Below are 26,793 nucleotides of genomic sequence, written 5' to 3' on the forward strand. Positions count from 1 at the left end.
CGTGTCCAATTTCATCGTCAAAAAAGTGGCCGTGCTCGGCGCCGGCGTCATGGGCGCCCAGATTGCCGCCCACTGCATCAACGCCCGCGTGCCGGTCGTGCTGTTCGACCTGCCGGCCAAGGAAGGCCCCAAGAACGGCATCGTGCTGCGCGCCATCGAGAACCTCAAGAAGCTCAGCCCGGCGCCGCTGGGCAACAAGGACGACGCCGCCCTGATCGAAGTCGGCAACTACGAGGACGACCTGGCCAAGCTGGCCGGCTGCGACCTCATCATCGAAGCCATCGCCGAGCGCATGGACTGGAAGCACGACCTGTACAAGAAGGTCGCGCCGCACATCGGCGCCAACACCATCTTCGCCTCCAACACCTCCGGCCTGTCGATCAACGCGCTGTCCGACGGTTTCGACGCCGAACTGAAGGCGCGCTTCTGCGGCGTGCACTTCTTCAACCCGCCGCGCTACATGCACCTGGTCGAGCTGATCCCGACCAGGTCCACCCAGCCCGACATCCTGGACAAGCTCGAAGCCTTCCTCACCACCACCCTGGGCAAGGGCGTGGTGCGCGCCTTCGACACCCCGAACTTCGTGGCCAACCGCGTCGGCGTGTTCGGCATCCTGGCCACCGTCATCGAAGCCGAGAAGTACGGCCTCTCGGTGGACGTGGTCGACGACCTGACCGGCGCCAAGCTGGGCCGCGCCAAGTCCGGCACCTTCCGCACCGCCGACGTGGTGGGCCTGGACACCATGGGCCACGTCATCAAGACCATGCAGGACAATTTGAAGGACGACCCGTTCTTCTCGTCCTACGCCACCCCGCCGCTGCTGGCCAAGCTGGTCGAGCAGGGCGCGCTGGGCCAGAAGAGCGGCGCCGGCTTCTACAAGAAGGTGGGCAAGGATATCCTGCGCATCGACCCGGCCAAGGGTGACTACGTGCCCGGCGGCGGCAAGGCCGACGACATCATCGCCCGCATCCTCAAGGAAAAGGATCCGGTCAAGCGCATGAAGGCGCTGCATGACTCGACCAACCCGCAAGGCCAGTTCCTGTGGGCCATCTTCCGCGACGCCTTCCACTACATCGCGGTGCACCTGGAGTCGGTCGCCGACAACGCGCGCGACCTCGACTTCGCCATGCGCTGGGGCTTCGGCTGGAGCGTCGGTCCCTTCGAGACCTGGCAAGCCGCCGGCTGGAAGCAGATCGCAGAGTGGGTCAAGGAAGACATCGACGCCGGCCGCGCCTTGTCCAACGCCCCGCTGCCCGCCTGGGTATTCGACGGCCGCGAAGGCGTGCACAGCGCCAAGGGCTCGTACTCGCCCTCGAAGAAGGGCGACGTGGCCCGCTCCGAACTTCCGGTCTACCAGCGCCAGGCCTTCCGCGCGCCGCTGGTGGGCGAAGGCGCGGCCGACGGCAAGAGCGCCGGCACCACCTTCTTCGAAGACGAATCGGTGCGCGTCTGGCACCAGGACGACGAGGTGCTGATCCTGTCGTTCAAGACCAAGATGCACGTCATCGGCCAAGGCGTGATCGACGGCATGAACAAGGCCGTCGATGAAGCCGAGAAGAACTTCAAGGGCCTGGTGATCTGGCATCCGGACGCGGCCGAAGGCGGCGCGTTCTCGGCCGGCGCCGACCTGCAGTCGATGCTGCCGCTGTTCATGTCGGGCGGCGTCAAGGCCATCGAGCCGGTGGTGCACCAGCTGCAGCAGGCGCACCAGCGCCTGAAGTATGCCAACGTGCCGGTGATCGCCGCGGTGGCCGGCCTGGCCCTGGGCGGCGGCTGCGAGCTGCTGCTGCACGCAGCCAAGCGGGTGGTCTCGATCGAGTCCTACATCGGCCTGGTGGAAGTGGGCGTGGGCCTGATCCCGGCCGGCGGCGGCCTGAAGGAAGCGGCGGTGCGCGCAGCCAAGGAAGCCCGTGGTAACGACATCCTGCAATTCCTGAAGGACTACATGCTGGCCGCGGCCACCGCCAACGTCTCCAAGTCGGCGCTGGAAGCCCGGAAGCTGGGCTACCTCAAGGACAACGACGTGGTCGTCTTCAACCCCTACGAACTGCTGCACGTGGCCAAGGTCGAGGCGCGCGCGCTGTTCGACGCCGGCTACCGCGCGCCGCTGCCGCCGCAAGTGCCGGTGGTGGGCCGCAACGGCCTGGCCACCATCATGGCGCAGTTGGTCAACATGCGCGACGGCGGCTTCATCTCGGCGCACGACTACAAGCTGGGCAAGATGATCGCCGAGACCGTGGCCGGCGGCGAAGTGGAAGAGGGCAGCATCGTCAACGAACAGTGGCTGCTCGATATCGAGCGCAAGTTCTTCATGGAGTTGCTGAACAACCCCAAGACCCAGGAGCGCATCATGGGCATGATGCAAACGGGTAAGCCGGTTCGCAATTAAGAAAGCCCATCCCCACCCCACCCTCCCCTGAAGGGGAGGGAGCGTTCAAGGAGATCTGGAATGCGTCTGCAAGAAAAGAATTCCCCCTCCCCTTCAAGGGGAGGGCCGGGGCGGGGATGGGCTTAAATGCAAGGGCAAACGAAGGCTTTCACGCAACTCGCAGCAAAGGAATTGCGCAAGACGATGACCGATGCCGAACGCAAGTTATGGCATCGGCTGCGTGGCCAGCAACTTGACGTGAAGTTTCGCCGCCAGCATCCCTTTGAGAATGCAGTACTGGATTTTGTTTGCCTTGAACGACGCCTGGTGATTGAAGTAGACGGTTCGCAACATCTCGATAACGAGCAAGACGAGAAACGGACCGCGCAATTGCATCAGGCAGGCTTCACGGTTCTGCGCTTTTGGAATAACGAAGTATTGAATGAGACGGATGAGGTCGTTCAGGCAATCTGGAATGCCTTGAACCCATCCCCACCCCAGCCCTCCCCTTGAAGGGGAGGGAGTCCAAGGAGATTTGACATGAGCAAACAACTGCAAGACGCCTACATCGTCGCCGCCACCCGCACCCCGATCGGCAAGGCCCCGCGCGGCATGTTCAAGAACACGCGCCCGGACGACCTGCTGGTGCGCGCCATCCAGTCGGCCGTGGCGCAAGTGCCCGGCCTGGATCCGAAGCTGATCGAGGACGCCATCGTCGGCTGCTCCTTCCCCGAAGGCGCGCAGGGCCTGAACATGGCGCGCAACGCCGTGCTGCTGGCCGGCCTGCCCAACACCATCGGCGGCGTCACCATCAACCGCTATTGCGCCTCGGGCATCACCGCCATCGCCATGGCGGCCGACCGCATCCGCGTCGGTGAAGCCGACGTCATGATCGCCGCCGGCGCCGAGTCGATGTCGATGGTGCCGATGATGGGCTTCCATCCCTCCATCAACATCAACGCCTTCAAGGACGAGAACGTGGGCATGGCCTACGGCATGGGCCTGACCGCCGAGAAGGTGGCGCAGCAGTGGAAGGTCTCGCGCGAAGCGCAGGATGAGTTCGCCCTGGCCTCGCACCAGAAGGCGATCGCCGCCCAGCAGGCCGGCGAGTTCAACGACGAGATGACGCCCTTCGAGATCGTCGAGCGCTTCCCCAACCTGGGCAGCGGCGAGATCGACATCAAGACCCGCACCGTGAGCCTGGACGAAGGCCCGCGCGCCGACTCCAGCATCGCCGCGCTGACCAAGTTGAAGCCGGTGTTTGCGGCCAAGGGCAGCGTCACCGCCGGCAACAGCTCGCAGACCTCGGACGGCGCCGGCGCGCTGATCATCGTTTCCGAAAAGATCCTCAAGCAATTCAACCTGACGCCGCTGGCGCGCTTCGTCTCCTTCGCGGTGCGCGGCGTGCCGCCGGAGATCATGGGCATCGGCCCCAAGGAAGCGATTCCCGCGGCGCTCAAGGCCGGTGGTTTGACCCAGGACCAGATCGACTGGATCGAGCTCAACGAAGCCTTCGCCGCACAGGCGCTGGCCGTGATCGGCGACCTCGGCCTGGATCCGGCCAAGGTCAACCCGATGGGCGGCGCTATCGCGCTGGGCCACCCGCTGGGCGCCACCGGCGCCATCCGCGCAGCTACCACCATCCATGCGCTGCGCCGCAAGAACCTGAAGTACGGCATGGTGACCATGTGCGTGGGCACCGGCATGGGCGCGGCAGGCATCTTCGAGCGCGTGTAAGCGTCGCCGGAGCAAGCACTCTCAAAGCCGCACCGCTCACGCCGTGCGGCTTTTTTTCGCTATCGATGAACAACAAAGACACAGCAGGAGACCCATGGATATCCAACTGAGCAAGGACAACGGCATCCTCACGATCCACTTCGACCGCGAGGCCAAGAAGAACGCGCTGACCGCCGCCATGTACCAGCAACTGGCCGACGCGCTCAAGGATGCCGAGGCCGACAGCGCGGTGCGCGCCATCCTCTTCACCGGCAAGGCCCAGGCCTTCTCGGCCGGCAACGACCTGGAAGACTTCCTGAAGAACCCGCCCAACAGCAAGGACGCGCCGGTGTTCCAGTTCCTGTGGCAGATCAGCCATGCGGCCAAGCCCATCGTGGCCGCCGTCGCCGGCGTGGCGGTCGGCATCGGCACCACGCTGCTGCTGCACTGCGACCTGGTCTACGCTGCCGACAATGCCAGGTTCTCGATGCCGTTCACCCAGCTGGGCCTGTGTCCGGAAGCGGCGTCCTCGCTGCTGTTGCCGCATGTGGCCGGCTACCAGCGCGCCGCCGAGAAGCTGCTGCTGGGCGAGGCCTTCGGCCCCGACGAGGCGCTGCAGATGGGCATAGTGAACCGCGTGGTCGCGCCGGAGGAGCTGCTGCCGCTGGCGCAGAAGCAGGCGGCCAGGCTGGCCGCGTTGCCGGCGGCGTCGGTGCGCGTCACCAAGCAGTTGATGAAGAAGAACCGCGTCGCCGCCACCGAGCAGCAGATGGCCGCCGAGATCGAGCACTTCGCGCAGATGCTGACGGCGCCGGAAGCCAAGGAGGCGTTCACCGCCTTCTTCGAGAAGCGCAAGCCGGACTTCAGCAAGTTCGCCTGAGCCCGGCGGACCGGTGCGGCCGTCTTAGGCGGACGCCCGCGCCGACCAGAATTGCCGGTCCAGTTCAAATGACTCGCGCAGCCATTGCGCGAACATGTCCACCTTGGCATCGCCCGCGCGCTCCTGCGGCCAGGCCAGCCAGTAGGCCTGCGCCAGCGGCGCGGATGGCGGCAGCGGCGCGACCAGCAGCCCTTGCCGCAAGGCCAGCGACACCAGCGAGGCGCGCGCCAGGGTGACGCCTTGCCCGGACACGGCGGCGTCGATGGCGGCGCTCTCATGGTTGAAGACGATCCCCGCCGCGGCCGGCGCGGCCCGCCCCTGCGCTGCGAACCAGGCGGCCCAGGCGTCGCGCCCATCCACATGCAACAGCGGCAGCGCCGCCAGTTCGCCCGGCGTCGCCGGCACGGCCAGCGACGGCGCGCACACCGGCAACAGGAACTCGTCGCCCAGGCGCAGGCATTCCAGCCCCGGCCACGGCCCCAGGCCGTAGCGCACGGCGACGTCGATGTCGTCGCGGATGAAGTTGGCGTGGCGCTCGCTTTGCTCCAGCCGCAGTTCGAGCCCGGGATGCCGCGCGGCAAAGCCGCCCAGGCGCGGCGCCAGCCATTTGGCGGCGAAATTGGGCGAGGCCGAAATGGCCAGCCGCGGCCGGCCCTCCGGCTGCAGCAACTGGGCGGTGGCGCGTTCGATGCGGTCGAAGGCATCGCGCACCGCCTCGATGTATTGCTGCCCCGCCCGGGTCAGGCGCAGCTGGTTGGCCTGGCGCTCGAACAGCGGCAAGCCGAGTTCCTCCTCAAGCGCCTTGACCTGGTGGCTGACGGCGCCCTGGGTGACGTGCAGCTCCTGCGCGGCCAGCGTGAAGCTGCAGTGCCGCGCGGACGCCTCGAATGCGCGCAGGGCGTTGAGTGAAGGGAGTTTGCGGGCGGCCATGGCGATCCGGACGGGTATGAGGAGGATTGGGGCTAGCCTGAGAAACGATGCTTTGCGGTGCAGGACCGGGAAAAATTATTATAGATCGCTTCCGCGACATCCCCGTCCATCCACAAGGAACACCATCATGAACCTGGAACAACGCCTCGCCGAACTCGCCATCGTCCTGCCGGCCTCGGCCGCCCCCGGCGCCCAATACGCAACCGGCGTGGCGCATCGCGGGCTGGCCTGGATCAGCGGCCAGCTGCCGCGCGAGGGCGAGCGCGTGCTGGTGCCGGGCAAGCTGGGGCAGGACGTCTCGGTCGAACAGGCCCAGGAGGGCGCGCGCATCGCCCTCATCCGCGCGCTGGCGGCGCTGCAAGACACGGTGGGCGACCTCACCCGCATCGACCGCATCCTGAGGCTCAACGTCTACGTCAACAGCACCGGCGAATTCAGCCAGCAGAGCGCCGTGGCCGATGGCGCCTCGGCGCTGATCTACCAGTTGTTCGGCCCGGAACTCGGGCGCCACGCGCGCACCAGCGTGGGCGTCGCCCAGTTGCCGCGCAACGCCTGCGTCGAGCTCGACATCGTGGCGGCGCTGGAGGATTAAAATCCCATCTTCGGGACACAGGAGGCAGGCATGGCATACGGTGAACATCACTATCGCGTCGAGGTGGAATGGACCGGCAACCGGGGTGGCGGCACCTCGGGTTATCGCGATTACGGCCGCGAGCATGTCATCCGTTCGGAGGGCAAGCCCGACATCGCCGGCTCGGCCGACGCCGCCTTCCTGGGCGACGCCGCGCGCTGGAATCCGGAGGATCTGATGGTGGCTGCGGCCAGCGCCTGCCACAAGCTGTGGTACCTGCACCTGTGCGCGGATGCCGGCATCCATGTGCTGGCCTATGCCGACCAGGCCTGCGGCGCCATGGTCGACCGGCCGGGCGACGGGCGCTTTACCGGGATCGTGCTGCGCCCGCGCGTGACCATCCGCGCCGGCGACGACAGCGAGCTGGCGCTGCGGCTGCACCACGGCGCGCATGCGCAGTGCTATATCGCGAACTCGGTGAATTTCCCGATCCGCTGCGAAGCCGAGATCGTCGCCGCTCCCGGCTGAGGCCTGCGCCGGTTGGCCCCAGGAACTACAATAAGGCTCCTGATGCGGCGCATCCCGCGCCCGGCCAACCGACGACAAGGCGACATCGATGACACCCCGGGCCACCGGCCTCAGCTTCGCGCTTTCCGCCATCTTCATCTTCGCCATGCAGGACGGCATCTCCAGGCACCTGGGCGGCGCCTATCCTCCGGTCTTCATCGCAATGATCCGTTTCTGGGTATTCGCCGGCTTCGCGCTGGTGCTGGCCAGCCGTTCCTCGGTCGGCTTGCGGGCGACGGCGGCAGCCAGGCGGCGTGGATTGCAGATCGCCCGCGGCGTGCTGCTGGCCACGCAGATCGTGGTCTCCATCCTGTCGTTTTCCAAGGTGGGACTGGCCGCCACCCATTCGCTGTACGCCGGCACGCCGCTGGTCGTGGCTTGCCTGTCGATGCCTTTCCTGGGCGAGAAGGTGGGTTGGGAACGCTGGGCTGCGACCGGCATCGGCTTCATCGGCATCCTGCTGATCGTCAATCCGCTGCACGCGTCCTTCGACGCGAAGATCGCGCTGCCGGTGTTCGGGATGATGCTCTTCGCCGCGTATTCGGTCATGACCCGGCTGGCCAGCCGCACCGATTCTCCCGGCACGGCCTTTCTCTACACCGGCGTGGCCGGCGCCGTGGCCATCAGCGTGGTGGGCCCGTTCTACTGGACCAACCTGACCCTGGGCGACTGGTTCTGGATGCTGGTGCTGTGCGTGAGCAGCACCTGCGGGCACTACCTGCTGATCCGCTCGCTGGCCTATCTCGACGCGGTGGTGGTGCAGCCGATGTACTACATCCAGACCGTGCTGGTGTGCATGATCGGCGTGTTCGTGTTCGACGAGGTGCTGACCGCCAACATGGTCGCCGGCTGCGCCATCGTCATCTGCTCCGGCATCTTCATCATCTGGCGCGAAGCCCGGGGCGGCCGCGCGGCGGCGCCGGCCGTCGATCCGGCCGGGACGGCCTGAGCGCCGCCGGGCGTCTTCAAGGACGCTGGTCCTGCGCGTCGTCGGCCGCAGCGGCCTGCTTGTTGCCGCAGCCGATCCCGCCGCAGGAGCAGACCTCGGCCACCGGCGCCAGCGCCGGCAGTTTCTTGTTGATCAGCGGCAGGTCCTCGCGCAGGGTGCCGTCGGGCAGCACCGCCTGTTCGGCGGACAGCCAGTTTCCTGTGTCGTTGCTCATGTCGATCTCCTTGGGTGGTTGATCGGTCAGCTTGTGCCGATCGGCCGCCGGGCTCGTTGATGCAGCTCAAACGGTTCGCATTTGCGCGCGCAAAGAAAAATGCCGCTGCGGCGGCAGCGGCATTGGCGCGGGAGCGGAACTGGCCTGCGTTCAGGCGTGGGGCTGGTTGCGGCCGTGCTTGCGCAGGTACATCGCCTTGTCGGCCGCCTGCAGCAGCGCGTGGAAATCGCACATCTCGGACGGCGTCACCGTGGCCGCGCCCAGGCTGATCTCGATCTCTGCGTGCGGCCATTTCACCATCGCCACCGCGCGCTTGATGCGTTCGGCCACCTGGTGCGCGCCGACCTCTTCGGTGTCGGGCAGGATCAGCGAGAACTCGTCGCCGCCGTAACGCGCCAGGAAATCGCTGGCGCGCAGCGGCGAACGCAGCACGCGCGCCAGCTGCGTCAGCAGGGCATCGCCGGCCGGGTGGCCGTAGGTATCGTTGTATTGCTTGAAGTAGTCCACGTCCACCATCAGCATCGACAAGGGGCGCGCATTGCGCAAGTGGCGCGTCCACTCCTCGCGCAGGCGCAGGTCGAAGCTGCGGCGGTTGCCGATGCCGGTGAGGCCGTCGGTCAAGGTCTGCTGCTCCAGCTTCTGCATGGTGCGACGGCTTTCCAACTGGGTCTCAAGCTGGCGGCCCAGCTTGATGAAGGCGTCGCGCTGCCGGCTGTCCAGCGTCTTGGTTGCGCGATCCATCACGCATAGCGTGCCCATCACCTCGCCGTTGGCGGCCACCAGCGGCACCGCCGCGTAGAAGCGCACATGCGGCGTGCCGTCGGACAAGGCGCTGCCCGCGAAGCGCGGGTCGGCCTGCAGGTCGGCGATCTCGGTGAGCTCGCGCGGACGGCGCGCGGCGTATTCGCACAGCGAGAAATCCACCGCCGTGCGCGACACGCCGGTCTGGCCGGGGAAGCGCCACCATTGGTTGCGCACGTCGCCGCGGCCCTTGTTCACCGAGACGAAGGGATGCTGCAGGCCGAGGTCGGCATGCAACTGGCTCATCATGCCGATGGAGGTATTGCAGAGGTTGGCGGCCAGCGAGAGGAAGTCGGCCAGCATCGGCTCCAGCCAGGCGTCGGCTTCGCCGCCCATGTTGGCGAGCTGGATCCTGGAGCCGGCAATGCCGCGCGCCTGGGGGGCGGCGCCGGCCTTGTAGGGGTTGTGCAGGTTGCGAATGGTCATGATGGCGCTCAGGCTTCGATAGTTGGTCTTGGTGGGCCGTCTGCGCGCATTTCTGCGCGCGGGAGGGGAGGACGGCTGAGGGTCTGTCGGTGCGCCTGTTTTTTATTTTTCGTGTTTTCACATGCTCACGCTTTGTTGCCCTGCGACACCAAATTAACAGATCGGGTTCCGAAGTAAACCGGTTTAAAACATCCGCTTACAATTTAAACGCCGCTGTAGCAGAAACAATGTCATTCCCATCACAATAACTGACGTTGCCTGATCATCGTGACAATTGGCGTTTTGCTACGCGCCGCGCCGGCGGCCGTTTTCCGTCGTTTTATGGCGACGTCGATGTGTCGCCGGACGGCGACGCATCAAGTGCTTGCCAAGCGCCGAAAGCGAAAATAAACTCTGCCGTTTCGTGTTGTTCCAACGTTTTTGAAAGCAGAGATGTCGACCCAGCCCAAAGCAGGTGCAGTCCTGTTCGCCAAAGATGTAGCCCGTCTCGCCGCGTTCTATGCGCAGGTCCTGGCGGTGGTTCCCAAACATGCCGAAGCGGAGAAGGTCGTGATCGAGGCGCAGGATTTCCTGCTGGTGATCCACGCCATCCCGCCGGCCGTCTCCGCCAACCTGCAAATCGTCTCGCCGCCGGTGCTGCGCGAGAACGTGCCGGTCAAGCTGTTCCTCCCGGTGCGCTCGCTGGCCCAGGCGCGCATCAGCGCGCACGGCCTGGGCGGCGGCCTCAAGCCGGTCGAGGCGGAGTGGGGCGCGGCCGATTTCCGCGCCTGCGACGGCTTCGATCCCGAAGGCAACGTGGTGCAGTTCCGCGAGGCGCAGCCCGCGGCGGCGCTCGCGTCCTGACCCGAGCTTATCCTTCCCTTCCGGCGCGCTCGCGCACGGCACAAAAAAAAGCGGCCCGCGGGCCGCTGTTTGTCCTGGCGCCTGCCCCGTTCAGAGGACCTGCTTGCCGTAGATGTCGCGCTGCATGTCGATCAGCTCCGCGGTGATCTGCACCTGCGTGTCCTCGGGCCAGGCCTGCCCCTTCTGCACCGTGGCCACCAGCAGCTCGGCCACCTGCTTCTTCACTTCCGCCGTGCGCCCGGAGAGGATGGTCAGGCGCATGTGCAGGAAGGCGCGCCTTGCCTGCGGCTGGGTGCCCACCACGTAGTCGTCGAGCTTGATGGCGCGCGCCTTGATCGCGTTCTCGTCGAAGTGGCCGCTGCCGACCAGCGCTTCATTGAGCCTGAGCAGGGTTTGCTTGGTATCGATCTTGAGGTTGTCGGTGTACTCGAAGAAGAGATGGGGCATGTCGGTTCCTGTCGTTGCGGGTGAATGAAAGCTAAATGAAGCGCGGCGCTCAGCCTGCCAGGTATCCGGCGAGCTTGCCGAGGTCGACGTTGCCGCCGCTGATGATCACACCCACGCGCTTGCCCTGCCATTGCGTGCGGTGCTTGCGCGCCGCGGCGAAGGCCAGGCAGCCGGTGGGCTCGACCACCATCTTCATGCGCTCGGCGAAGAAGCGCATGCAGGCCACCAGTTCGTCGTCGCTCACGGTGAGGATGTCGTCCACGTCGCGCCGGATCACGCCGAAGGTGAACTTGCCCAGGTGCTGGGTCTGGGCGCCGTCGGCGATGGTCTTGGGCGTGTCGATGCTGACGATGCTGCCGGCGCGCAGCGATTGCTGGCCATCGTTGCCGGCCTCGGGCTCGACGCCGTAGATCTTGCATTGCGGCGACAGCGCGCGCGCCGCCAGCGCCGCGCCCGACAGCAGCCCGCCGCCGCCCAGGCAGACGAACAGCGCATCCAGCGGGCCGGTCTCCTGTAGCAGTTCCAGCGTGGCCGTGCCCTGGCCGGCGATCACGTGCGGGTGGTCGTAGGGCGGGATCACGGTCATCTGATGCTCGCTGGCCAGGCGCGCGCAGATCTGTTCGCGGTCTTCCTTGTAGCGGTCGTAGGTGACGATGTTGGCGCCGTAGCCGCGGGTGGCGGCGACCTTGGCCGCCGGCGCGTCGAGCGGCATGATGATGGTGGCGGGGATGCCCAGCAGCTGCGCCGCCAGCGCCGTGCCCTGCGCATGGTTGCCGGAGGAGAAGGTGACCACGCCGGCCTTGCGCTGCGCCGCGTCGAACTGCGACAGCGCGTTCATCGCGCCGCGGAACTTGAAGGCGCCCATGCGCTGGAAGTTCTCGGCCTTGAAGAACAGGCTGGCGCCGACCTCGGCGTCGGCGGTGCGCGAACTCAGCACCGGGGTGCGGTGCGCCCAGGGCTTGAGGCGTTCGGCGGCCAGCAGGACGTCGGCGAAGGTGGGCAGCTCGGTGGCGCTGGAGAGGGGGATCATGGCGGGTTCCTTCTGGGTGGAATGAGTCGGCAAAGCGGGCAAGGCGGGCGAGGGGACTCAGTCCCGCTCGTCGTTGTAGACGGTGGCGCGCGACACGCCCAGGTGGGCGGCGACGATCTCCGCCGCGCGCCGCACATCCATGCAGCCCGACTCGCGCAGCTCGCGCATCAGCGCCCGGCGGTCTTCGGCCTTGAGGCTGCGCGGCGCGGTGGAGAGGCGGGTGGCGAACTGGTCGATGCGGCGGCGGATAGCCTCGGCGCCGGCCGGCTCCAGCGTCTCGGCCACGCGCACGCTGCCGTCGATGCCGCCGAACTGGCGCAGCATGCCCTGCAGCGCCCCGAACAGGGTCAGGTCGACGTTCATGCACAGCGCGGCCAGGTACTTGCCGTCGGCGTCCTTGATGCCGATCGAGGTGCTCTTGGCCTGGCGGCCGTCGGGCAGGGTGTTGGCGTAGTTGGTCAGCACCTGCGGGTAGGACTCGTCGGCGATGCGCGCCAGCCCCAGCTCGGTGGTGGCGTCGCCCACCTCGCGCCCGGACAGGTTGTTGTGGATCGCCACGATGGAATGGTCGGCGTCGCGCAGGTCGTGCAGCACTACCTCGCAGAACGGCGCGAAGGTCTCGCCCAGTCCCAGCGCGACCTGCTGCAGCTGCGACATCAGCAGCGCATGGTCGGCGCGGGGAGGCTGGACGGCTTTTTTCTTGCGGGCGGCGGTTTTCATGATTGATACATATTATCTAAAATTAGATTTTGTGTATACTTTCCTGTCATCGCGTTGACATACGCGACTGGCAAGCTGATCCTGCCGTCCTTGCCTGCATCGCCCGAGTCCGACCCTATCATGCGACCGACCGCCGTCTTCTCCCTGCTCCTCGCCTTGCCCGGCATGCTGATCGCCGCCGGCGCCCATGCCGCCAACCCGCACAAGCTGTGGGAAATCGTCAGCCAGGAATGCGTGCCGCACATGCAGGACAAGGGCGACCCCAAGCCTTGCGCCACCGTGGACCTGGAGCGCGGCTTCGTGGTGCTCAAGGACCTGGTCGGTCCGGCGCAATACCTGCTGATGCCCACGCGTCGCCTGGCCGGCATCGAGAGTCCCGAGCTGCTGGCGCCGGATGCGCCCAACTACTGGGGCTATGCCTGGCAGCAGCGCTTCCGCGTGGCGCAGGCGCTGGGCCGGCCGTTGCGCGACGAGCAGCTGGGCCTGGAGGTGAACTCCGCCGCCGGGCGTTCGCAGTTGCACCTGCACATCCACATCGACTGCATGCGGCGCGACGTCGCCGCCAGCCTGGTCGCGCATCGCGAGGATCCGCTGCGGCAATGGATGCCATGGAATTTCGAGGGGAACCGCTACTGGGTGATGCGCCTGCCGGCCGATGCCTTGCACACCGGCGATCCGTTCAAGCTGGCCGCCGCGCGCAGCGCCTTTGCGGCATCGGCCATGGGCACGCAGTCGCTGCTGCTGACCGGCGCCCGCTTCGTGGACGGCGGCGCCGGGTTCTTCCTGGTCAACATGCCGGTCAACTTCGACCTGGGCGAACGCGGCAGCGCCGAGGTATTGATGGATCACGACTGCCGCTGGTAGGCGGCGGGGCGGTCTACGTTCTGCGCTAGCGCGAGGCCAGCTCGCGCGCCAGCGTGTCGAACACCAGGCGCAGCCGCGGCGGCATCGGCCCGCGCTGCGGGCGGTAGAGGTACATCTCCCAGGGCTCCGGCTCGAAGACTTCCATCACCGGCACCAGCTTGCCCTCGGCGATGTCGCGCTCGACCAGGAAGCTGGCGATCTGGCCGACGGCCTGGCCGCTCTTCACGATCAGGTATTCGGTCTCCGAATCGTCGCACAGGAAGCGCGCGCCGGCGGCGTTCATCTGGCGCTCGCGCGAGAACATCCATGGCCACAGGCGACCGGTGTCGCGGTCGAGGATGCCGGTGTGCGGCTGGGCCTGCAACTCCTCGATGCTGTTGGGCCGGCCATGCTTGCGCAGGAATTTCGGGGTCGCCACCGTGTACAGGCGAGCCTTCTCCAGCCTGCGCACCACGAAGCGGTTCTCCCGCAGCACGCCGATGCGGATGCCGATGTCGATCTTGTCCCCCACCACGTCGGCCAGCTGGTCGTTGAAGCGCAGGTCGAAGCGCAGGCCGGGATGCTCGGTGGCCAGCTTTTCGATCAGCGGCAGCAGGTAGCGCCGGCCCAGCACCGAGGGCGCGGCCAGCCTCACCAGCCCGTTCATCGGATCTTCCGGGACCGCCCCGGCGCGCTCGAACAGGCCGTCGAGCTGGTCCAGGCTGGCCCGCGCCCGCTCGGCCAGCGCCTCGCCGTAGGCGGTGATGCGCACCTGGCGCGTATTGCGATGGAACAGCATCTCGCCCTGCAACCGTTCCAGCTCCTTGATGGCGCGGGTGACCGCCTGCGGCGAGATGCCCTGGCGCACGGCGGCTTCCTTGAAGCTGCCGGCATCGGCGGCGGCGCAGAAGATGCGGATCATTTCCAGGCGGTTGAGCATGGCGACGCTTCCTTTCGTTGGAATTCTGAAATCTTATCATTTCCATTGTTTGGCATAGTGCCGGCCGCCATACTTTCCCTGTCGCCGCGATCCGCAAGGCAGGGGCGGACAACAACGGCAACCCACCGAACCCATTGCAAAGGAAATCATCATGAATGCGAACATCAAGGACAAAGTCGTCATCATCACCGGCGCCAGCAGCGGCCTGGGCGAAGCCACCGCGCGCCATCTCGGCGCGCTGGGCGCCAAACTGGTGCTGGGCGCCCGTCGCGCCGACCGCCTGGCCGCGCTGGTGGCCGAGATCGAAGGCGCCGGCGGCGCCGCCATCGCGGTGACCACCGACGTCTCGCGCCGCGAAGACATGGAAGCCCTGGTGGCCCGCGGCGTGGAGCGCTTCGGCCGCGTCGACGTGCTGGTCAACAACGCCGGCACCATGCCGCTGTCGCCGCTGGCCAAGCTCAAGGTCGACGAGTGGGACCGCACCATCGACGTCAACATCAAGGGCGTGCTGTACGGCGTGGCCGCGGTGCTGCCGCGCTTCGCCGCGCAGGGCTCGGGCCATGTGATCAACGTCGCCTCGGTGGCCGGCATCAAGGTGTTCGCCCCCATCGGCACCGTCTACAGCGCCACCAAGTACGCCGTGCGAGCCCTGACCGAAGGCCTGCGCATGGAAGCGCCGGATGGCGTGCGCGCCACCATCATCTCGCCGGGCGCGGTGGCCTCCGAGCTCAAGCACCACAGCTCCGACGCCGACACCGCCGCCGCGGTCCAGGCCTTCTACCAGGCCAATGAGATCCCCGCCGACTCGGTGGCGCGCGCCATCGCCTACGCCATCGAGCAGCCGGCCAATGTCGACATCAACGAGATCGTGCTGCGCCCGGTGGCGCAGGAGTTCTGATTCCGGTTCTTCTTCATCGTCCCGGACGCCGCAGCGGCAGTGATGCCGTTGCGGCGTTTTTTCATTGCCGGCGCATGCGGGAACGGAGCTTGTCGCTTCGGCAAGGCATGTTGTTTGCTTCAAACGCGGCAGCGCGGGCGGGCAGACAAGCCGCGCCCTTTTCTATATGATTGCCGGCCCAAAATGAAGGAGTGATCGATGGCCAATGCGTGCGGTGTGGATTTCGGCACCTCCAATTCCACGGTCGGCTGGATGCGCCCGGATGCGGGCGCGTCGCTGCTGCTGCCGCTGGAAGACGGCAAGGCCACGCTGCCCTCGGTGGTGTTCTTCAACGCCGACGAGAACGAGTTCAGCTACGGCCGGGCCGGGCTGGGCGACTACCTGGCCGGCTACGAGGGCCGCCTGATGCGCTCGCTCAAGAGCCTGCTGGGCTCCGGCGCCATCGACGGCCAGACCGAAGTCGGAGGCCGCGCGCTGCCCTATCGCGGGTTGCTCTCGCAATTCATCGGCGAACTGAAAAAGCGCGCCGAGCGCGCCGCCGGCGCCTCATTCTCCAAGGTGGTGCTGGGCCGCCCGGTGCATTTCGTCGATGACGACGCCGACGCCGACCGGCTGGCGCAAGACACGCTGGAAGAGATCGCGCGCAGCGTCGGCTTCCAGGAAATCGCCTTCCAGTTCGAACCCATCGCCGCCGCCTTCGACTACGAATCGCGCATCGACCGCGAGGAGCTGGTGCTGATCGTCGACATCGGCGGCGGCACCTCCGACTTCTCGCTGGTGCGGCTCTCGCCGCAGCGCGCCGCGCGCGCCGAGCGGCGCGACGACATCCTCGCCAACGGCGGCGTGCACATCGGCGGCACCGACTTCGACAAGTACTTCAGCCTGTCCTGCGTGATGCCGCTGCTGGGCTTGGGCGGCCGCCTGGGCGGCAACGCCGAGGTGCCCTCCAGCTACTACTTCAACCTGGCCACCTGGCACACCATCAACCAGCTCTACACGCGCAAGGTCTGGCAGCAGCTGCAGGACGTCTCGCGCGAAGTGGCCGACCGCGACCGCTTCGCCCGCCTGCTCGATGTGGTCGAGCAGCGCTGCGGCCACTGGCTGGCGCTGCAGGTGGAAGGCGGCAAGATCGCGCTGTCCTCGCAAGAGAGCACGGTGCTGGACCTGAGCCGGTTGCGCCCGCCCGAGACGCTGGAGCTCAGGCGCGCCGACTTCGACCTCGCCGTCGACCACCTGGTGCGCTCGGTGGAAGACACCGTCTCTTCGCTGCTGAGGCAGGCCGGCCTGCGGGCGGCCGACCTGGACAGCGTGTTCTTCACCGGCGGCTCCTCCGGCGTGAAGCTGCTGCGCCAGCGCATCGGCGCGCTGGCGCCCGAGGCGCGGCATGTCGAAGGCGACCTGTTCGGCAGCATCGGCAGCGGGCTGGCGATCGACGCCGCGCGCAAGTTCGGCTAGGTCTACAGCATCGCCAGCGGCTGCCTGCGCCGCGGCGGCGGGAAGGCGGCGTCGAGTTCCGCGAGGTCGGCTTCGGTCAGCGCGAACTCCAGGCAGGCGCGATTGAGCTTGACGTGGGCCTCGTCGGAGGCCTTGGGGATGGCGACCACGCCGGGCCGGCGCAGCACCCAGGCCAGCGCGATCTGCGCCGGCGTCGCGCCGTGGCGTTGCGCCACCGCCGCCAGCGCCGGGTGCCTGAGGATGCGACCCTGCTCGATGGGCGAATAGGCCATCACCGGCATGCCGCGTTCCAGCGATTGCGGCAGCAGGTCATATTCGATCCCGCGCCGCGACAGGTTGTACAGCACCTGGTTGACCAGGCACCGCTCGCCGTTCTCTTGCTCCAGCAATTCGTCGATGTCGTCGGTGTCGAGGTTGCTCACGCCCCAGCCGCGGATCTTGCCCTGCGCCGCCAGCGCCTGCATCGCCTCCACCGTGGCCGACAGCGGGTGCGAACCGCGCCAATGCAGCAGGTAGAGGTCGAGCCGGTCGGTGCCCAGGCGTTTCAGGCTGGCCTCGCAGGCGGCGATGGTGCCGCGCCTGGAAGCGTTGTGCGGCAACACCTTGCTGACCAGGAACACCTCGTCGCGCCGGCCGGCGATGGCGCGGCCCACTACTTTTTCCGCGCCGCCGTCGGCATACATCTCGGCGGTATCGATCAGCGTCATGCCCAGCGCGATGCCGGCCTGCAGCGCGCGCACCTCGGCCGCCGCCGCGCCAGGCGATTCGCCCATGTTCCAGGTGCCCTGGCCCAGGGCCGGCAATGCGTCGCCGTTGCGCAGCTTGATGGTGGGAATGGCCTGCATGCTTCCTCCTTCGTGGGTGTCGCGATTGGCTTCGCGTGGAATGGCATTAGAACGCATTTGCGCGCCGGGTTCATCGGGCGGCGCACATCAGCGCTTCCGGCGATGCGCTGCGGCAACACGTGCGCGGCGATTGTGGGCCGGGGCAAGTGCTGGCATGATCGCAGCCAAGAAAAAATCCCGGGGGAAAATTCATGTTGCGTCGTTTGCGTCAGGCCTTGGCCAAGTATTGGGCACGCTGGCTGCTCGCGCTCGCCCTGACCGGCGTGGCGGCCTCGCAGGTGGTCGGCCTGCTGCCGGGCGAATCGGTAGGGCGGCTGGACCTGTTCTTCTACGACTTGCGCATGCGCGTGGTGAAGGCCGAGCTGGACCCGCGCATCGTCATCGTCGACATCGACGAGCGCAGCATCGCCGAACTCGGCCGCTGGCCCTGGAGCCGCGACGTGGTGGCGCAGCTGGTCAAGCAGATGACGCAGAACTACCAGGCGGCCTCGGTCGGTTTCGACGTGGTGTTCGCCGAGCCCGACACCAGCTCCGGCTACAGCCGCCTGGAGCAACTGGCCAAGGGCGAATTGAAGGATGTGCCGCAGTTCGCGCGCCAGCTGCAAAGCCTCAAGCCCGAGATGGACTACGACGCGCGCCTGGCCGAGGCGCTGGTGGGCCAGCCGGTGGTGATGGGCTACAACCTCTCCAACGAGGCCAACGCCATTGCCAAGGGCCAGCTGCCGCCGCCGGCCTTTACCGTGGCCGACCTCGGCGGGCGCCGGCTGGACGTGACGCACTGGCGCGCCTACGGCGCCAACCTGCCGCAGCTGCAGCAGGCGGCGCGCAGCGGCGGCTTCTTCAATCCCTTGCCCGACGACGACGGCCTGATCCGCACCGTGCCGCTGGTGGCCCAGGTGGGCGACAACTTCTATGAATCGCTGGCGCTGGCCACGGCCCGCGTGGCATTGAACGGCAAGCGCATCAAGCCGGTGTTCCTGAAGAACGACGCCGTGCTGTCCGACGAGCAGCTGCGCGACTACGGCGCGCTCGACTCCATCGCCGTCGACGTCAAGCCCGATCCGCTGTTCATCCCCGTCGAGCGCCACCTGACCACGCTGGTCACCTATCGCGGCCACGGCGGCCCCGCCGGCGGCGCCTTCCGCTACGTGCCGGCGGTGGACGTGATCCGCGGCACCTATCCGCACGACAAGCTGGACGGTCGCATCATGCTGGTGGGCACCACGGTGCCCGGCCTGAACGATTTGCGGGCGACCCCGGTCAGCCCGGTGTACCCGGGGGTGGAAGTGCACGCCAACCTGATCGCCTCCATCATCGACGGCGACTTCAAGGCCCGCCCCGAGTTCGCGGTCGGCTTCGACCTGATCCAGGTGCTGACGGTCGGCTTGCTGCTGGGGCTGCTGCTGCCGCTGCTGGGTCCGCTGTGGTCGATCGTGCTGACGCTGGCCTCGGCCTTCGGCATCGGCGCCTTCAACTTCTGGCTGTACAACGCCGGCGGGCTGGTGCTGCCGCTGGCCACCGCCTTGCTGCTGATCGCCGCGCTGTTCATCAGCAACCTCGGCTGGGGTTACCTGTTCGAGTATCGCAACCGCAAGGCCATCGTCAACCTGTTCGGCGAATACGTGGCGCCCGAGCTGGTGGCGGAAATGGCGGCCAACCCCGCCAGCTACAACATGGAAGGCGAGATCCGCGAGCTGACCGTGATGTTCTCCGACGTGCGCGGCTTCACTTCCATCTCCGAGAGCTTGCCGCCCAACGAGCTGCGCGAGTACATCAACGCCTACCTGACGGCCATGTCGGAAGACATCCGCAACGACCGCGGCACGCTCGACAAGTACATCGGCGACGCCGTCATGGCGTTCTGGGGCGCGCCGCTGGAAGTGCCCGACCACGCCGCGCGCGCGGTGGCCACCGCGCTGCGCATGCAGCAGACCACGCTGTTGCTCAACGAGGAATTCGCCAAGCGCAACTGGCCGCCGCTGAAGATCGGCGTGGGCCTCAACACCGGGCAGATGCGCGTGGGCGACATGGGCTCGAAGATTCGCAAGGCCTACACGGTGATGGGCGACGCGGTCAACCTGTCCTCGCGCCTGGAATCGATCACCAAGGTCTACGGCGTAGGCGTGCTGGTCGGCAACGCCACGTGCGAGGCGGCGCCGCAGTTCGCGTATCGCGAACTGGACCGGGTGCGGGTGAAGGGCAAGAACGAGCCGGTGCCGATCTACGAGCCGCTGGCGCTGGAAACCGAACTCGACGCCGGCCTGCGCGCCGAGGTCGACCAATGGCATGCCGCCCTGGCGACGCTGCGCGCGCAGCGCTGGGACGAGGCTGAGCAAGCCATTATCGCCCTGCGGGAAAATCAGGCGCGCGGACTGTATGACCTGTATCTGGAACGCATCAGCCGCTACCGCAGCGATCCGCCGCCGGCCGATTGGGACGGCGTGACCACCTTCGAGACCAAGTAGACAACATTGCTGTGTAGGACAACCGCGCCGGCGCTGAACTTGCAAACGTTCACGCCGGCGCGGTCGTCTGGAACCTTTGCGTCATTGCACAGAATAAATTTCCATGCGGAAAAATTCCGGGTGGAAAAAAGCCCCGCAAGCCAGACTGGGCGTGCTTTTTGCGCGATTTTTGTCGACGCCGCACAGCCGAATCCCTATACTTTACTCACGTCAAGAAACGGCTTTGCAGTTGTAGGGAAGGGTAGCCGTTTCAGCCGGCCGGCGAAGGCCTCGGGCCATCACTATCGGCAGTCGGCAAGGACGTTTCGCTTCAGGGGAATCCATCGTTTTCAGTCAGATATCCGTCGCTACGGAGCGTGCCGCGTGCGCGCCCGTCTGGCGTGGAGGTCGGCGAAGGTTGATCTCGCGCGGCGAGCAATGACAAGCGCAATGAACGGGCAGGGACGCCGACACGCGGCGGCCGGCGCATGGGCAAAAAGAGAAACGGGGAGACGGGGCCGACAGGCAACCGTCCGCAAATACGATGAAACAAGGTTTTCAGCATTACTTCATGGGGATGGCGCTGGCGACGACGGCGCTGGGCGCTGCGGCGCAAGCCGCGCCGCAGGCGCCTGCGGCCGCAGTGGCGACGAGCGCCGACGAACGCTTTGAGATCAAGCGCTTTCAGGTCGACGGCAACACCCTGTTGCCAGCGCAGCAGATCGAGCAACTGGTGGCGCCCTACAGCGGCCCCGGCCGCGTCTACGGCGACGTGCAGCGCGCGCTGGAAGCCCTGGAAAACGCATACGGCGGTGCCGGCTACAGCGCGGTGCAGGTCTATGTGCCGGAACAGGAATTGACGTCGGGCGTGGTGCATATCCAGGTCGCCGAGACCGTGATTGGCAAGGTCACCGTTGCCGACAACAAGTATTTCAGCGAGCAAAACATCCGCGCCAGCATTCCCGCGCTCAAGGAAGGCGCTGCGCCCAACCTGCGCAAGATATCCGAATCGGTACAACTGGCCAACGACAATCCGGCCAAACAGGTCAACGTCACGCTGGTTTCGGGCGAGGATGACAAAGCGGTCGACGCCAACATTGCCGTGACCGACAACAACCCGGTGCGCGTGATCCTCACCCTGGACAACACGGGCTCGGCCGATACCGGCAATTGGCGCACCGGCGTGGCCCTGCAGCATTCCAACCTGTTCAACCGCGACCATGTCGCTACCGTGGCCTATACCACCTCGCCCGACAACCCATCGGGCTCCAAGGTGGACGTGTACTCGCTCGGCTACCGAGTGCCGTTGTACAGCGTCGGCGACAGCCTTGATTTTATCTACGGCAAGTCCAACGTCAGCAGCGGCAAGTCACTGACGCTGGGATCGACGCTGGCCATCACCGGCAAAGGCGATATCTACGCGCTGCGCTGGAATCATTTCTTCGCGCGCCAGGGTGAGTCCACCAGCAGGCTGGTGACGGGCATCGACTACAAGAAGCTCGACTCCACGTGCAGCATCAATGGTTTCAACGGCCTGTTCGAGACCTGCCAGCCGTACTCCACCATGCCGGTCAGCCTGACCTACAGCGGCCAGCGCCAAAGCGTGGGTGAAATGGTCGACTACAACATCGGCGTGGCGCGCAACATCGCCATGGGACAAGCGCACAGCAGCTCCGCGCTGGGCCTTTCCGACCGTTACTCGGCGGTGGCCAGCGGCCGCAGCGCGGCCGACTACTTCGTGATCCTGCGCGGCGGCGCTTCGCTGTTCAAGGGATTTGCGAGCGACTGGCAGATGCGTCTGGCCATCACCGGTCAGGCTACCTCCAACGCGCTGGTGCCCGCCGAGCAGTTCGGACTGGCCGGCGCGACCACGGTGCGTGGCCTGTCGGAACGCGCGGTGGCCACCGACAGCGGCGCCATCGTCAACGCCGAAGTCTATACGCCCGAGTTGCTGGCCAAGACCGAACTCAAGGGCAACCTGCGCCTGCTGGCTTTCTTCGATGCAGGGCGGGGCTTCAACAACAACGCCGGCGGGAGCACGCTGATCCCGTCGACCACCACCGTGGCGAGCCTGGGCGTGGGCGCGCGCTATGCGCTGGGACGCGACTTCAACCTGCGCCTCGATGTCGCGCGGGTGTCGCTGTCGGGCACGTCCACAACGGAAAAACGCGGCGACTTGAACGCTCACCTGAGCGCTACCCTGGGGTTCTGACATGAAAAACATCGAACAAGCATCCACCAAGTCGGCGCGAGCCAACGTCGAACTGACGCCTCCTTCGATCACGGTGCGCATCGGCAATCGCCGCCTGACCATGAGCTGGCGTCCGCGAAAGCGCTTGTCCACGTTGTTGAGCGGCCTGCTGCGTCGTTCATGGCGACAGGTGCTCGCGCCGACGTTGCGCGTCTCGGTCGTCGCCGCCGCAGTATGCGGCGCCTGGCAGACACAGGCGCTGGCCGCCGCGCCCGCGCCGGGCACGCTGCCCAGCGGTTGGAGCGTGGTGAACGGTAACGTGGTGTTCACGCAGAACGGCAATACGCTCAACATCAACCAGCTGTCGCCGCAGGCCATCGCCAATTTCCTGTCCTTCAGCATCGGCTCGGACGCCGTGGTCAACATCAGCCAGCCCAGCGCGGCGGCGGCCTTCCTGGCCAAGGTGACCGGCGGCGATATCTCGCAGATCTACGGCAAGCTGACCGCGCCGGGCTCGGTGGTGCTGTTCAACCCCAACGGCGTTCTGATCGGCGCCGGCGGCGTGGTCGACGTGGGCCGCTTCGTCGCCACCACGCTCAATATTAACGACAACGATTTCCTGGCCGGCAAGCTGACCTTCGCCAGGCAAGGTGTGGCCGGCTCGGTCGAAAACCAAGGCACCATCAAGTCCGCCACCGGCGGCAGCGTTTACCTGATTGGCAGCAGCGTGACCAACGGCGGCATCATCCAGAGTCCGCGCGGCGAGGTGATCCTGGCCGCCGGCGAGACCGTGACGCTGGCCGATACCGCCACGCCGGGCGTGACGGTGAGCGTCACCGGCGGCGCCGGCAGCGTCACCAATCTCGGCGCCATCACGGCCGAAGCCGGTCGCATCGGCATCGCCGCTGGCTTGATCACCAACAGCGGCAACATCAGCGCATCCAGCGTGGTGCGCGAGGGTGGACGGATCTTCCTGCGGGCGTCGTCGAATCTCACCACTACCGCCAATTCCAGCATCACCGCCGACGGCACGGCCGGCGGCAACATCACGCTGTTCGCCGATAACAAGGCGTACATTGACGGCGATGTCTCGGCTACCGGCGCGCCGGGCCAGGGCGGTTTCGTCGAGACGTCGGGGCTGGGCTCGCTGGATGTGGTCAAGGTGCCGACCGTCGGTTCGGGCGGCACGTGGTACATCGATCCCTATGACCTGACCGTCGTGGCGGGCCTGCCTGGTGTGGGCAACTCCGACGTCACCTTCTGCGGTACCAACGCGGTGACTTCTTCGGGAAGCTCTTCGCTGATCACCAACGGCACGATCAACACGTTGCTGGGACTCAATACCAGCGTGTACCTCGCAACCGGCGCCGGAGGCTCGGCCAGCGGCGGCAACATCACGATCAATGCGGACATCTTCAGCGTCGGCGTCGGTCCGACGCTGAGCCTGAAGGCCGACCGCAATATCCTCATCAACGCCAACATCGACGCCGGCTTCCTCGGTGCGTTGAACCTTGACCTGCGCACCAACTACAACGGCAACGTGGGCGGCAGCCATGATGTCCTCGTCAACGGCGGTTCGATCAAGCTCAACGGCGGCACCTTCAACGTCAGCGACGGCAGCAGCCTGATCAATACCAATAACGGCAATGGCAACCTGAGCATCGCGGCAGGCGGCACGCTCGATCTCTCGAACTACGGCACGCTCAATGCCGGCAACGTGAGCATCGTGGGCGGCAGTACGCTCAATCTCACGAACGCAGGCACGGTCACCGCAGGCAACCTCACCATCGACGGCCTTAACAGCGTAGCCCAACTGGATCAGGGCGGCACCGTGAACGCGGGCAACGTCACCATCGGGGTCAACGGCAAAATCGACCTCGGCCAAGGCGGCAACATTACCGCCGGCAACCTGTCGATCGCCGCGCATGGCAACCTGACGAGCACATACAACGTCGTCGTGAACCTGACCGGCACGCTGGAGAACAGCGGCAACCTGACGTTGCAGAACGCGGCCTTCAATGCCGCGACCTTCAACACCACGGCCACGGGCGTATCGACCCTGGCCAACACCACCGGTACGATGACGGCCATCAACAACGCCGGCACGCTCGATATCTCCAACATCTTCCGCAGGTTCTCCAGCGATGCCCTGACCAACCTCGCGGGCGGCGTCCTGAAGTTGCATGCCTCCCTGGGCGGCACCAACGCCGATGGCGTCCAGCAGCTCAAGGCGATCGACAACCAGGGCACCCTGCAGCTCTACAATGCCGACGGCCTTCGTGTCGGCCTGCTGAACAACTCCGGAACGCTCAATGTCAGCGGCTCCGTAACCACCTCGGGCAGCACGATCCACAACAGCGGCGCCCTGAACGTAGCCGACCAGACCACCTGGAGCAGCGCGGCCGGGAGCTTCTCCAATGACGGCAACATCACCGTCACCGGCAGTGGCGCGGTGAACGGCATCGAAGCAGCGGCGCTGACCAACAATGGCATCATCACGCTGGCCGGCGGTTCGATGTCGTTCCAGGATGTCTACAATGGCCCGACCGGTTCCATCACGGGCAACGGCAGCATCGGCTCGGTGAATGGCTTCATCAACGATGGCATCCTGACGCCCGGCGGCACCGGCACCCTCGGCAGCCTGACCATCAACGGCGGCGGCTTCACCCAGAACGACAGCGGCGAGATGCGCATCGATGTCGGCGCCGCCGACACCGACCAGATCGTCTTCAACACGTCCTTCGTCCACCTGGGCGGTACCTTGCGCACCGGACTGCTGGGCGGCTACCAGCCGGCGCTGGGCGACACCTTCACGCCGTTCACGCTGGTGGGCGGTGTGGGTTCGCTCGACAACAGCTATTTCCACACCGTCACCGGCGATGTGCGCACGGTCAGCGGCGCCAAGCAGATGCTCAAGGCGACCTATGGCGACGACGGCGAAGGCATGAAGCTGACGATGCTGGGCGCGGCCACGTTCTACGCCCGCGGCAGCGGCGATTGGGTCGACCGTGAATCCTGGTCGGGCAGCGCGACGAATCCCGACATATCGGTGGCATACCTGCCAACCCAGATCGACAACGTGGTCATCAACAACGTCACCGCCAGCCACGCTTCGGGTAGCGACACCGTCGATTCGCTGGTCGTCAGCGGCACCGGCAGGCTGAACATGAACGGCGGCGACCTGACGGTGAGCACCGGCACCAGCCTCACCGACAGCGCCAGGCTGAGCCTCAACAGCGGCAACATGAGCCTGGGCAATACGTCGATCGGCAACAGCACTCGCCTGTTCGTCAATGCCGGCAACATGACGATGTCCAATGCATCGGTCAACGGCGAAATCGACCTCTCAGGCGGTAACCTGACGCTGGCCGGCACCACCACCGGCAGCGGCTATATCACCATGACGGCGGGTGGGGGCGGCGAAGAAGGAGGAGGCGAAGGTTTCAACGGTTTCGTCGTCACCGACGGACCCGCCAAGACCCTCACCATGGCCAATGCCTTGTCCGACCTGAGTCTGCAGGTCATGGATGGCGACTTCAACTACACCGGGTCGGTGCGCTTGGGCGAGATGACGGTGTACAGCGGCAACGTCACCGGCGCGGCAGGTTCCAAACTCAACGTGGCGGAGAACTTCTACCAGGGCGGCGGTACGATCAACGTGGACAGCGCCGCCTTCAGTACCGGCCAGGACCAGATGACTGTGGGCAATATCACCGCCAACAACCTGGTGCTGGAGGCGCGCAACGGCAAGATCGTGCAGGCCGACGCCACGTCCCTGCGCGTGAAGAAGCAGCTGATCGCCTCGGCGGTGACCGGCATCGACCTCGGGCGGCCGGGGTTTGAATACACCGAAGTTCCAGGTCCGGAAAACTACATCGCCGCATTCGCCGCCAGCAATAGCGGCGCCGGCGACATCACGTTGATCAACCATCTCAACACCGACGACGCCAGCGTGGTGACGATCAACGGCGCCAGTACCGCCAACGGCAGCATCAACATCGAGAACTATGGCGGCATGCGCACAGCGGCCATCGGCAGCAATGCCGACTTCCTGGGCGGCTTGCCGATGAGCTCGACCGGAACCGAGGCCAGCGCGGCGAGCAAGCTGGCGGTGCTGGGCATCAACGGCAGTGGCCAGATCAGTGTCACCAACGGCGCCGCTACCCTGAGGACGCACAGCCCGTTGACCATCGGCGCCGGCGGCATCAGCGCCACTGGTGGAATCTCGCTGACCGCCGGTACGGTCGGCGACCCGAGCAGCGCGCTGGTGATCAATGGCCTCTTGTCGACCTCCGGCGCGCTCAGCACGGTGGGCAATAGCGTGGCGGTCAATGCCAATATCGTGGCGGCTTCGTGGGTCCAGCCGACCAATCCGGTCCCAACTTTCGGCCCGGGAGTCGTCCTCAATATCGCTGGCGTTCCCTTCATTCCGAATCCGGCCGCGCCCAACCCCAACGCCAACCCTGTCGCCTCGAACTCGCAAGCGATCCAGCAACAGCAAGGTCAGCAGACCCAGACGCTGCAAAACTCGGTCAATACGGCCACGGTGTCGTCGACGACATCGACCGACAGCGGCGTCAGCCAGGTCTCCAAGGAGAAGCAGACTACCGGCGGCGAGCCTGGCACCTTCGGCGGAGGGGATGGCGAAGAGGGGCCGGCGAAGGCGAAGTCCAGCGCGAAGATGTATTGCAGCTGATAAGCCGCATGACATGACA

Annotated in this window: 22 protein-coding genes; 14 read left to right on the forward strand and 8 right to left on the reverse strand. The window is 66.3% G+C overall.

All coding sequences use genetic code 11. The annotated features are described in order from the left end of the window. The first annotated feature begins 1 nt into the window (after position 1). The 4 genes from Herbaro_RS01165 to Herbaro_RS01180 all read left to right on the forward strand — a co-directional run bounded on the left by Herbaro_RS01165 (position 2) and on the right by Herbaro_RS01180 (position 4,964). Positions 2-2,389, forward strand: a complete 2,388-nt coding sequence (locus Herbaro_RS01165) for a 3-hydroxyacyl-CoA dehydrogenase/enoyl-CoA hydratase family protein (RefSeq protein WP_275012020.1) — start codon at positions 2-4, stop codon at positions 2,387-2,389. A 126-nt stretch (positions 2,390-2,515) separates the two neighbouring features. After that, entirely contained in the window at positions 2,516-2,881 is a 366-nt protein-coding gene (locus Herbaro_RS01170) for an endonuclease domain-containing protein (RefSeq protein ID WP_275012021.1), read from the forward strand. Between the two features lie 27 nt (positions 2,882-2,908). Next, positions 2,909-4,105, forward strand: a complete 1,197-nt coding sequence (locus tag Herbaro_RS01175; RefSeq protein WP_275012022.1) for an acetyl-CoA C-acyltransferase — start codon at positions 2,909-2,911, stop codon at positions 4,103-4,105. Between the two features lie 94 nt (positions 4,106-4,199). Beyond that, entirely contained in the window at positions 4,200-4,964 is a 765-nt protein-coding gene (locus Herbaro_RS01180) for an enoyl-CoA hydratase (protein WP_275012023.1), read from the forward strand. Positions 4,965-4,988: 24 nt separating this feature from the next. Here the strand turns inward: Herbaro_RS01180 and gcvA are convergent, their stop codons facing one another. Further along, positions 4,989-5,894 carry a transcriptional regulator GcvA gene (gene gcvA, locus Herbaro_RS01185; protein WP_275012024.1) on the reverse strand — a complete coding sequence of 302 codons (906 nt, stop codon included), beginning with the start codon at positions 5,892-5,894 and terminating at the stop codon, positions 4,989-4,991. A gap of 127 nt (positions 5,895-6,021) precedes the next feature. Between gcvA and Herbaro_RS01190 the strand changes: the two genes are divergently transcribed. From Herbaro_RS01190 to Herbaro_RS01200, 3 genes are all read left to right on the forward strand, one after another. Continuing rightward, positions 6,022-6,486, forward strand: coding sequence for a RidA family protein (locus Herbaro_RS01190; protein WP_275012025.1), 465 nt, complete (start codon positions 6,022-6,024; stop codon positions 6,484-6,486). Positions 6,487-6,516: 30 nt separating this feature from the next. Further along, positions 6,517-6,993 carry an OsmC family protein gene (locus tag Herbaro_RS01195; RefSeq protein ID WP_275012026.1) on the forward strand — a complete coding sequence of 159 codons (477 nt, stop codon included), beginning with the start codon at positions 6,517-6,519 and terminating at the stop codon, positions 6,991-6,993. A gap of 88 nt (positions 6,994-7,081) precedes the next feature. After that, complete coding sequence (locus Herbaro_RS01200; RefSeq protein ID WP_275012027.1) at positions 7,082-7,981, forward strand: DMT family transporter; 900 nt, start codon at positions 7,082-7,084, stop codon at positions 7,979-7,981. A gap of 16 nt (positions 7,982-7,997) precedes the next feature. On the opposite strand, the gene Herbaro_RS01205 is transcribed toward Herbaro_RS01200, so the two are convergent. After that, positions 7,998-8,195, reverse strand: coding sequence for a hypothetical protein (locus Herbaro_RS01205; RefSeq protein ID WP_275012028.1), 198 nt, complete (start codon positions 8,193-8,195; stop codon positions 7,998-8,000). Between the two features lie 150 nt (positions 8,196-8,345). Beyond that, a complete protein-coding gene (locus tag Herbaro_RS01210; RefSeq protein WP_275012029.1) occupies positions 8,346-9,422 on the reverse strand; it encodes a sensor domain-containing diguanylate cyclase in 1,077 nt (358 codons plus the stop codon). A 432-nt stretch (positions 9,423-9,854) separates the two neighbouring features. Between Herbaro_RS01210 and Herbaro_RS01215 the strand changes: the two genes are divergently transcribed. Then, complete coding sequence (locus tag Herbaro_RS01215; protein ID WP_275012030.1) at positions 9,855-10,265, forward strand: VOC family protein; 411 nt, start codon at positions 9,855-9,857, stop codon at positions 10,263-10,265. Positions 10,266-10,355: 90 nt separating this feature from the next. Here Herbaro_RS01215 and Herbaro_RS01220 read toward each other — a convergent pair whose 3' ends face one another. The 3 genes from Herbaro_RS01220 to Herbaro_RS01230 are packed head-to-tail and all read right to left on the reverse strand — an operon-like array spanning position 10,356 to position 12,462. Further along, positions 10,356-10,712 carry a 5-carboxymethyl-2-hydroxymuconate Delta-isomerase gene (locus tag Herbaro_RS01220; protein ID WP_275012031.1) on the reverse strand — a complete coding sequence of 119 codons (357 nt, stop codon included), beginning with the start codon at positions 10,710-10,712 and terminating at the stop codon, positions 10,356-10,358. 49 nt (positions 10,713-10,761) lie between these two features. Beyond that, the gene (locus Herbaro_RS01225; protein ID WP_275012032.1) at positions 10,762-11,742 is read right to left on the reverse strand and encodes a threo-3-hydroxy-L-aspartate ammonia-lyase; all 981 of its coding nucleotides are present in this window, start codon (positions 11,740-11,742) and stop codon (positions 10,762-10,764) included. 57 nt (positions 11,743-11,799) lie between these two features. Then, the gene (locus Herbaro_RS01230) at positions 11,800-12,462 is read right to left on the reverse strand and encodes a helix-turn-helix transcriptional regulator (RefSeq protein WP_275012033.1); all 663 of its coding nucleotides are present in this window, start codon (positions 12,460-12,462) and stop codon (positions 11,800-11,802) included. Positions 12,463-12,582: 120 nt separating this feature from the next. On the opposite strand from Herbaro_RS01230, the gene Herbaro_RS01235 reads away from it, so the two are divergent. Next, complete coding sequence (locus Herbaro_RS01235) at positions 12,583-13,326, forward strand: CDP-diacylglycerol pyrophosphatase (RefSeq protein ID WP_275012034.1); 744 nt, start codon at positions 12,583-12,585, stop codon at positions 13,324-13,326. Positions 13,327-13,351: 25 nt separating this feature from the next. Here Herbaro_RS01235 and Herbaro_RS01240 read toward each other — a convergent pair whose 3' ends face one another. After that, positions 13,352-14,245 carry a LysR family transcriptional regulator gene (locus Herbaro_RS01240; RefSeq protein ID WP_275012035.1) on the reverse strand — a complete coding sequence of 298 codons (894 nt, stop codon included), beginning with the start codon at positions 14,243-14,245 and terminating at the stop codon, positions 13,352-13,354. Positions 14,246-14,396: 151 nt separating this feature from the next. Here Herbaro_RS01240 and Herbaro_RS01245 point away from each other — a divergent pair, with 151 nt between their 5' ends. Beyond that, positions 14,397-15,143, forward strand: a complete 747-nt coding sequence (locus Herbaro_RS01245) for an SDR family oxidoreductase (protein WP_275012036.1) — start codon at positions 14,397-14,399, stop codon at positions 15,141-15,143. 198 nt (positions 15,144-15,341) lie between these two features. After that, positions 15,342-16,598: an Hsp70 family protein gene (locus Herbaro_RS01250; RefSeq protein ID WP_275012037.1), complete on the forward strand. Its 1,257-nt coding sequence runs from the start codon at positions 15,342-15,344 to the stop codon at positions 16,596-16,598. 2 nt (positions 16,599-16,600) lie between these two features. On the opposite strand, the gene Herbaro_RS01255 is transcribed toward Herbaro_RS01250, so the two are convergent. Then, positions 16,601-17,443 carry an aldo/keto reductase gene (locus Herbaro_RS01255; protein WP_275012038.1) on the reverse strand — a complete coding sequence of 281 codons (843 nt, stop codon included), beginning with the start codon at positions 17,441-17,443 and terminating at the stop codon, positions 16,601-16,603. A gap of 191 nt (positions 17,444-17,634) precedes the next feature. Here Herbaro_RS01255 and Herbaro_RS01260 point away from each other — a divergent pair, with 191 nt between their 5' ends. The 3 genes from Herbaro_RS01260 to Herbaro_RS01270 all read left to right on the forward strand — a co-directional run bounded on the left by Herbaro_RS01260 (position 17,635) and on the right by Herbaro_RS01270 (position 26,774). Beyond that, positions 17,635-19,908 (forward strand): CHASE2 domain-containing protein, encoded by a 2,274-nt coding sequence (locus Herbaro_RS01260; RefSeq protein ID WP_275012039.1) that lies wholly within the window; start codon positions 17,635-17,637, stop codon positions 19,906-19,908. Positions 19,909-20,431: 523 nt separating this feature from the next. After that, on the forward strand, positions 20,432-22,099 hold the full coding sequence (locus tag Herbaro_RS01265; RefSeq protein ID WP_275012040.1) for a ShlB/FhaC/HecB family hemolysin secretion/activation protein: 1,668 nt from the start codon (positions 20,432-20,434) through the stop codon (positions 22,097-22,099). A 1-nt stretch (position 22,100) separates the two neighbouring features. Continuing rightward, the gene (locus Herbaro_RS01270) at positions 22,101-26,774 is read left to right on the forward strand and encodes a beta strand repeat-containing protein (protein WP_275012041.1); all 4,674 of its coding nucleotides are present in this window, start codon (positions 22,101-22,103) and stop codon (positions 26,772-26,774) included. Positions 26,775-26,793: the final 19 nt, after the last annotated feature.

Source organism: Herbaspirillum sp. WKF16 (assembly GCF_028993615.1).
Classification (GTDB): Bacteria; Pseudomonadota; Gammaproteobacteria; order Burkholderiales; family Burkholderiaceae_D; genus Herbaspirillum.